This is a genomic window from Pseudomonas sp. PS01297 (assembly GCF_029959305.1).
Classification (GTDB): Bacteria; Pseudomonadota; Gammaproteobacteria; order Pseudomonadales; family Pseudomonadaceae; genus Aquipseudomonas; species Aquipseudomonas helleri.
Genome location: NZ_JASCPQ010000067.1, coordinates 23696 through 31676 on the forward strand (window position 1 = coordinate 23696; position 7981 = coordinate 31676).

A 7981-nucleotide genomic window follows, 5' to 3' on the forward strand; every position below is an offset into this window, starting at 1 on the left:
CAGTGCAAATGGCTAAACGTATCCAGTTTCGGACCCTCGGCGGGCCCGAAGTGCTTGAGTATGTCGACTACCAACCTGCCGAGCCGGGCCCGCAACAGGTTCGCGTGCGTAACCAGGCCATCGGCCTGAATTTCATCGACACCTATTTCCGCAGCGGCCTGTACCCGCTGCCCGAGCTGCCATCGGGCCTGGGCAATGAAGGCGCGGGCATCGTGGATGCAGTGGGCAGTGACGTGCACACCGTCAAAGTAGGCGACCGCGTGGCTTACGGCACTGGCCCGCTGGGCGCGAACAGCGAGTTCCACGTGTTGCCAGCGGCGAATGTGGTGAAGCTGCCAGACGACATCAGCTTTGAGCAAGCGGCCGCCGTGATGCTCAAGGGCCTGACCGTGCAGTATTTGCTGCGCCAAACCTACGAGGTTAAAGCAGGCGATACCATTTTGTTCCACGCCGCTGCCGGTGGCGTTGGCTCGATTGCGTGCCAATGGGCCAAGGCGCTGGGCGCGAAGTTGATCGGTACCGTCAGCTCGGCTGAAAAAGCCGCACACGCCAAAGCACTGGGTGCCTGGGAAACCATCGACTACAGCCACGAAGACGTGGCCCAGCGCGTGCTGGAACTGACCGGCGGCAAGAAAGTCCCGGTGGTGTACGACGGCGTCGGTAAAGACACCTGGCTCACTTCGCTGGACAGCCTGGCGCTGCGCGGGCTGATGGTCAGCTTCGGTAACGCGTCGGGGGCGGTGACTGGCGTGAACCTGGGGATTTTGTCGCAGAAGGGTTCGCTGTACGTGACCCGGCCAACCTTGGCGGGCTACGCCAACACGCCCGAGAACCTGCAAAAAATGGCCGACGAGCTGTTTGAGATGATCCGCACCGGCAAGATCAAGGTTGAAATCAGCCAGCGCTATGCGTTGAAAGACACGGCCAAGGCCCACATTGAGCTGGCCTCGCGCCGCACCACCGGCTCGACGATTTTGTTGCCGTAACACCAAACCTGTGGCCGCTGCCGCAGGCTGCGATAAGGGCCGAAGGACCTTCGCTTTTACAAGCAGGGCCGCTACGCAGCCCATCGCAGCCTGCGGCAGCGACTACAGTTTGTGGGGTTAGGCGGGGCGCACGACCTTGCCGGTCGCCAGGTCGCGGATCAGGCTCGGGTTTTTACGCCCGCCCAAATTGCCGCCCAAGACGTGATCGATCTGGCCACGAAAGTACTGCTCAACTTTTAACCGCGTACGCGCCGCCGGCAAGCCCGCCGGGTTGGCAGACGTGGAAACGATAGGCCCCACCAACGCACACAACTCACGCACCAGCGGGTGATCACTCACGCGCAACGCCACGGTATCGTGCTGGCCGGTGATCCACTCGGGCAGCAGGCCTTGATGCGGCACCAGCCAGGTGTTCGGCCCAGGCCAAGTACTGGCCATGCGGTCGATCCACTCCTGAGGGAAGTCTTCGAACAGGAAGTCGAACTGGTGAATGTTGTCGGCAACCAGAATCAGGCCTTTATCCACAGGTCGCGATTTAATCGCCAGCAAACGCTCGACCGCTTCTTCATCCCACGGGTCGCAACCCAGGCCCCAGACGGCTTCGGTGGGATAGGCGATCACGGCGCCCGCATGAATCGCGCGTGCGGCTTGTTGGACGCGCCAGGTGCTGATCATTGAGTGTCTCCAAATAGGTACTGGGCGCAGTGTACTTAGCTGGCGCGAGCAAACCAACGCCCGCCCTCAAGCACCACATGCCCGTCGAGTTCAAGTTCGGTCAACGCCGCCAGCAGCCGGGGCAGGTCCCAACCGCTGGCGCAGGCCAGGGCTTCGCTGGTGTGGGGCGCTGCCTGCAACAATTGCACTAATGGATGACAGCTGTGTGTGAACAGGTCTGCTGTGGATAACGGCATCGAGCGCCAGCCGCGCAGGCCTTCGAGAATGTGCTCGACGGTTTCCACCAAGGTGGCGCCATCACGAATCAGTTGATGGCAACCGCGTGCGCCGGGGTGGTGGATCGAACCCGGCAAGGCGTAAACCTCGCGCCCTTGTTCCGCTGCCAGACGGGCGGTGATCAACGAACCGCTGGCCACGCTGGCTTCGACCACCAGCACGCCCAACGACAAACCGCTGATGATTCTGTTGCGCCGCGGGAAGTTGCCCGAGAGCGGCCCGGCGTCCAGCGGGAACTCCGACACCACGGCGCTGCCGTTGGCAATCATCGCGTCTGCCAGTGCGCGATGGCGCTGTGGATAAAGTTTTTGCAGGCCGGTGCCGAGCACCCCGATCGTCTGCCCGCCAATGTCCAGTGCGGCCTGGTGCGCGGCCCCGTCGATGCCCAGCGCCAGCCCGCTGGTGATGACAAAACCGGCACCCGCCAGACACTTCGAAAACGCCGCGGCGGTGTCCAGCCCCGGCCGTGAGGCACGCCGACTGCCGACCATCGCCAGTTGCGGTTTTTCCAGGATGCCGGGGTCGCCCGCCACGAATAACACGGGCGGCGGGTCTTTTATTTCAGCCAATAAAGCCGGGTAATCGGGCTGATCGTGGAGCAACACATGCTGCTTGCAGCCCTCAAGCCAGCGCATTGCAGCGCTGGCACCGTCACGTACTTCGGGGTTGCGCCGGGCCTCGCTACTGGCGGGTGGCAAGCCCAAGGCCCGCCAGGCACTGGCCGGGGCGCTGAGCGCCGAACTGGCCGAGCCAAAGGCCCGAAACAAGGCGTGGTAGCGCTGTGGGCCGATCTCGGGCAAGCGGTGTAAACGCAAACGGGCTTCCAGCTCTGCTGGGGAAATATCAGACAGCGACATGGGATCATCCTTGATCTGTTTCATCAGCGTTACGCCAGGCACAACCTGTGGATAACTCTGTTAACAAGTTGTTGGGCACGTGTCAGTAAGCGCCGACGTAAACGCTCAGTACGACCTTGAAAAAACGCCGGCAAACCCAACCTTAGTAGAACGCTGCGCACAGACCGCGCCCATTGGTTTCAAACTGCGACGCGCGCGCCACCTGCAGCCGGGCAGCTAGTCGTTTCATCCGGGGTTGAATCCCTTTATTATGTGCGCTCGCGTGAAACGCCAGAGCCCGAGCGGGCTCTCTCTGAAGGAGACGTTTTGCACAGGTTGCCGAGTCTTCAAGACCCCCTGACAACCGTTTTTGAATCTTTCACACAGTGCCCCAATCAAACTTATGGCTATTTTAAACATCCTCGAATTCCCAGACTCGCGTCTGCGTACCATCGCCAAGCCGGTGACGGTTGTGGACGACGAAGTCCGTCAGTTGATCGATGACATGTTTGAAACCATGTACGAAGCGCCTGGCATTGGCTTGGCGGCCACGCAGGTCAACGTGCACAAGCGCATCGTGGTCATGGACCTGAGCGAAGACCGCAGCGCGCCGATGGTGTTTATCAACCCTGAGTTCGAAACCCTGACCGACGAGATGGGCCAGTACCAGGAAGGCTGCCTGTCGGTGCCGGGTTACTACGAAAACGTAGACCGCCCACAGTTGGTCAAAATCAAAGCGCTGGACCGTGACGGCAAGCCTTTTGAAATGACCGCCGAAGGCCTGCTGGCCGTGTGCATCCAGCACGAATGCGACCACCTGAACGGCAAGCTGTTCGTGGATTACTTGTCTACGCTCAAGCGTGACCGGATCAAGAAAAAGCTGGAAAAACTGCACCGCCAGAACGCTTGATCCCAACATCCGAATAGTGGCGCAGCCCTTGTAGCCGCTGTCGAGGCACGAAGGCTGCGACGGCTGCGTAGCAGTCGCAAACCCGGCGATACGGAATATCAGGCATATCGCTGGAGCCTGGATTACGGCCGCTTCGCGCCCGATCGCAGCCTTCGTGCCTCGACAGCGGCTACAGGTATTTCGCAGGGTTATTCCCGCCTTCCCCCATTCCAAGTGAGTACTCCATGACTGAGCCACTGCGCATCGTCTTTGCTGGCACCCCCGAATTTGCCGCTGAACACCTCAAGGCGCTGCTCGACAGCCCGTACGAGATCGTTGCGGTGTACACCCAACCGGATCGTCCGGCCGGGCGTGGGCAAAAGCTGATGCCAAGCCCGGTCAAGCAACTGGCGCTGGAACACAACATTGCGGTCATGCAGCCGCCGACCTTGCGCGCAGCCGAGGCTCAAGCCGAACTCGCCGCGCTCAAGCCCGACTTGATGGTGGTGGTGGCGTACGGCCTGATCCTGCCGCAAGTGGTGCTGGATATTCCGCGTTTGGGCTGTATTAACAGCCACGCCTCGTTGCTGCCACGCTGGCGCGGCGCCGCGCCGATTCAGCGCGCGGTCGAGGCTGGCGATGCACAAAGCGGTGTGACGGTGATGCGCATGGAGGCGGGTCTGGACACCGGCCCGATGCTGCTCAAATCCATCACCCCCATCACCAGCGAAGACACCGGCGGCACCCTGCACGACCGTTTGGCCGAGCTGGGCCCACCGGCCGTGATCGAAGCCATTGCCGGCCTGGCTGACGGCACCTTGCAAGGCGAAGTGCAGGACGACAGCCTGGCGACTTACGCCCACAAGCTCAATAAAGACGAAGCACGCATCGACTGGAACCGCCCGGCAGTGGAGCTGGAGCGGCTGATTCGTGCGTTTAACCCGTGGCCGATTTGCCACAGCACGCTCAACGGCGAAGCCCTGAAAGTGCTGGCCGCCACTCTGGCAGACGCCCAGGGCGAACCGGGTCAGATCCTCGCAGCCAGCAAAGACGGCCTGATCGTGGGCTGCGGTGAAGGCGCGCTGTGCCTGACCCGTCTGCAATTGCCCGGCGGTAAAGCGCTGAACTTCAGCGATTTGTTCAACAGCCGCCGTGAGAAGTTTGCTGTGGGCACTGTTCTGGGCGCCGCCCAATGAACCCGCGTCTGGCCGCCGCCAAGGCACTGACCGCCGTACTCAACGGCAAGGCATCGCTCAACAGTTCGTTGCCGTTGCAACTGGACAAGGTTGAAGCCCGCGACCGCGGCCTGACCCAGGACCTCGCATTCGGCACCGCACGCTGGTATCCGCGCTTGTCGGCATTGGCCAACAAGCTGCTGCAAAAACCCTTCAAAGCCGCCGATGCCGACGTTGAAGCGCTGTTGCTGGTGGGCTTGTACCAACTGCTGTACACGCGGGTGCCGGCCCACGCGGCCATTGGCGAAACCGTGGGCTGCGCCGACAAGTTGAAAAAGCCGTGGGCCAAAGGCCTGCTCAACGCCGTGTTGCGCAACGCCCAGCGCGACAGCGAAGCCTTGCTGGCCGAACTGGAGCACGACCCGGTGGTGCGTACCGCCCACCCGCGCTGGCTGCAAAAATCGCTGAAAGCGTTTTGGCCTGAGCAGTGGGAAGCCATCTGCGCCGCCAACAACGCGCATCCGCCGATGATTCTGCGGGTCAATCGCCGCCATAAAACCCGTGATCAGTACCTGCAATTGCTGGCTGAAAGCGACGTGCAGGCCCAACCGTGTGTCTACAGCCGCGACGGCATTGTGCTGGCCGAAGCTTGCGATGTGCGCAATCTGCCGGGCTTTGCCGAAGGCTGGATCAGCGTGCAGGACGAAGCCGCACAGTTGGCCGCCGACCTGCTTGACCTAGCGCCCGGCCAGCGCGTGCTCGACGCCTGCTGCGCGCCGGGCGGCAAGACGTGCCACATTTTGGAAGCCGAGCCCCAGCTTGCGGGCGTGGTGGCGGTCGACCTGGAAGCCAAGCGTCTGGTGCGCGTGCGTGAAAATCTAGAACGCCTGGGCCTGAGCGCCGAGCTGATTGCTGCCGATGGCCGCGACACCGCGACCTGGTGGGACGGCAAGCCGTTCCAGCGCATCCTGCTCGATGCCCCGTGCTCTGCGACGGGCGTGATCCGCCGCCACCCGGACATCAAGCTGACCCGCCAGCCGGACGACATCGCCGCCCTCGCCAGCCTGCAAGGCGAACTGCTGGACGCCATGTGGCAGACCCTCGAAGTCGGCGGCATCCTGCTGTACGCCACCTGTTCGACCTTACCGACCGAAAACACCGAAGTGATTGAAGCCTTTTTGGCCCGCACGCCCGGTGCGCGCGAGCTGGATATCGCCGGGCAGTTCGGCATCAAGCAACCTCACGGGCGCCAATTGCTGGCGCAAGAAGGTGGGCATGACGGTTTCTATTACGCCAAACTGATCAAGATCGCTGCCGCACGCGGCTAACGACGGGAACAGGAAATCACGGCATGAAAATCATCATCCTCGGCGCAGGGCAGGTCGGCGGTACGCTGGCCGAGCATTTGGCCAGTGAAGCCAATGACATCACCGTGGTCGACACCGATGGCGATCGCCTGCGCGATTTGGGTGATCGTCTGGATATCCGTACCGTGCAGGGCCGTGCTTCGCTGCCCAATGTGCTGCGCCAGGCTGGCGCTGACGATGCTGACATGCTGGTGGCGGTGACCAACAGCGACGAGACCAACATGGTCGCGTGCCAAGTGGCCTACACGCTGTTTCACACCCCGACCAAAATCGCCCGGGTACGCGAATCGGCCTACCTGACCCGTGGCGAAGAGCTGTTTGATAACGACGCGATCCCGGTCGACGTTCTGATCAGCCCCGAACAGGTGGTGACCAACTACATCAAGCGTCTGGTTGAGCACCCCGGCGCCTTGCAGGTGATCGACTTTGCCGGCGGCAAGGCGCAGTTGGTGGCAGTCAAGGCGTACTACGGCGGCCCGTTGATTGGCCAGCAATTGCGCCAGTTGCGTGAGCACATGCCGAATGTGGACACCCGGGTTGCGGCGATTTTCCGACGTGACCGGCCGATTACGCCCCGTGGCGACACGGTGATTGAGGCCGACGATGAGGTATTTTTCATCGCCGCCAAGGCCAACATTCGCGCCGTGATGAGCGAAATGCGCCGCCTCGACGAAAGCTATAAACGCATTGTGATCGCCGGGGGCGGGCAGATTGGCGAGCGCCTGGCTGAGGCCATCGAAAGCCGTTATCAGGTCAAGATCATCGAGATGAACCCGGCCCGCTGCCGCTATTTGTCTGACACCCTGGACAGCACCGTGGTGCTGCAAGGCAGCGCGTCAGACCGCGACCTGATGCTCGAAGAGAACATCGCCGATGCCGACCTGTTTCTGGCCCTGACCAACGACGATGAGGCCAACATCATGTCCTCGTTGCTGGCTAAACGCCTGGGCGCGAAAAAGGTCATGAGCATCATCAACAACCCGGCTTATGTGGACTTGATCCAGGGCGGCGAAATCGACATTGCCATCAGCCCGCAGTTGGCCACCATTGGCACCTTGCTGGCCCACGTGCGCCGGGGCGACATTGTCAGCGTGCACTCGCTGCGTCGGGGTGCGGCGGAGGCCATCGAAGCCATTGCCCACGGTGATTCGAAGTCGAGCAAGGTGATTGGCAAGCGCATCGGGGAAATCAACCTGCCGCCGGGCACCACCATTGGCGCGATCATTCGCGACGACGAAGTGCTGATTGCCCACGACGCCACGGTGATCAATGCCGGCGACCACGTGATTTTGTTCCTTGTGGATAAAAAGCATATTCGCGACGTAGAGAAGCTGTTCCACGTGGGTTTGAGTTTTTTCTAAGGAGTCAGGGATGCTGGAGTCATTGGAAAAGATGTTGGCCAAGGGTGTGGATAACTCGCTGCTGCGCTTCGGGCTGGGCAAGGGTTATCTCGACCTTGGGGATAACCTCAAGGCGGCGGAACATTTGCAACGCTGTGTTGAATTTGACCCCAAGTACTCCGCGGCCTGGAAGCTGCTGGGTAAGGCCCGATTGGCGGCGGGCGACCGTGCAGCGGCGCGAACCGCGTGGGAGCAGGGGATCATCGCGGCCCAAGGCCATGGCGACAAACAGGCCGAGAAAGAAATGACCGTGTTTTTGAAGAAGCTTGAGAAGCAGCAGGCTTAACGCCTCAGATTTCCTGTGGGAGCGGGCTTGCTCGCGATGGCATCTACGCAGTTTCAAGGTTAAACCGCGTCGTTTGTATCGCGAGCAAGCC

Annotated in this window: 8 protein-coding genes; 6 read left to right on the forward strand and 2 right to left on the reverse strand. The window is 61.6% G+C overall.

Going from position 1 to position 7981, the window contains the following annotated elements:
* Nucleotides 1-8: 8 nt before the first annotated feature.
* Nucleotides 9-986, forward strand: coding sequence for an NADPH:quinone reductase (locus tag QMX84_RS18540; protein ID WP_048373944.1), 978 nt, complete (start codon nucleotides 9-11; stop codon nucleotides 984-986).
* 117 nt (nucleotides 987-1103) lie between these two features.
* Here the strand turns inward: QMX84_RS18540 and QMX84_RS18545 are convergent, their stop codons facing one another.
* Both QMX84_RS18545 and dprA read right to left on the reverse strand, forming a co-directional pair.
* Nucleotides 1104-1661 (reverse strand): Sua5/YciO/YrdC/YwlC family protein, encoded by a 558-nt coding sequence (locus QMX84_RS18545; RefSeq protein ID WP_048373942.1) that lies wholly within the window; start codon nucleotides 1659-1661, stop codon nucleotides 1104-1106.
* A gap of 35 nt (nucleotides 1662-1696) precedes the next feature.
* Nucleotides 1697-2794, reverse strand: coding sequence for a DNA-processing protein DprA (gene dprA / locus QMX84_RS18550; protein WP_282364486.1), 1098 nt, complete (start codon nucleotides 2792-2794; stop codon nucleotides 1697-1699).
* 382 nt (nucleotides 2795-3176) lie between these two features.
* On the opposite strand from dprA, the gene def reads away from it, so the two are divergent.
* The 5 genes from def to QMX84_RS18575 all read left to right on the forward strand — a co-directional run bounded on the left by def (nucleotide 3177) and on the right by QMX84_RS18575 (nucleotide 7890).
* Nucleotides 3177-3683 carry a peptide deformylase gene (gene def / locus QMX84_RS18555; RefSeq protein ID WP_123750622.1) on the forward strand — a complete coding sequence of 169 codons (507 nt, stop codon included), beginning with the start codon at nucleotides 3177-3179 and terminating at the stop codon, nucleotides 3681-3683.
* Nucleotides 3684-3907: 224 nt separating this feature from the next.
* Nucleotides 3908-4858, forward strand: a complete 951-nt coding sequence (gene fmt, locus QMX84_RS18560) for a methionyl-tRNA formyltransferase (protein ID WP_282364487.1) — start codon at nucleotides 3908-3910, stop codon at nucleotides 4856-4858.
* A complete protein-coding gene (rsmB, locus tag QMX84_RS18565; protein ID WP_048373938.1) occupies nucleotides 4855-6165 on the forward strand; it encodes a 16S rRNA (cytosine(967)-C(5))-methyltransferase RsmB in 1311 nt (436 codons plus the stop codon). Before fmt ends, rsmB begins: the two co-directional genes overlap by 4 nt.
* A gap of 23 nt (nucleotides 6166-6188) precedes the next feature.
* Entirely contained in the window at nucleotides 6189-7565 is a 1377-nt protein-coding gene (gene trkA, locus QMX84_RS18570; protein ID WP_262126027.1) for a Trk system potassium transporter TrkA, read from the forward strand.
* A 10-nt stretch (nucleotides 7566-7575) separates the two neighbouring features.
* On the forward strand, nucleotides 7576-7890 hold the full coding sequence (locus QMX84_RS18575; protein WP_262126026.1) for a hypothetical protein: 315 nt from the start codon (nucleotides 7576-7578) through the stop codon (nucleotides 7888-7890).
* Nucleotides 7891-7981 lie beyond the last annotated feature (91 nt).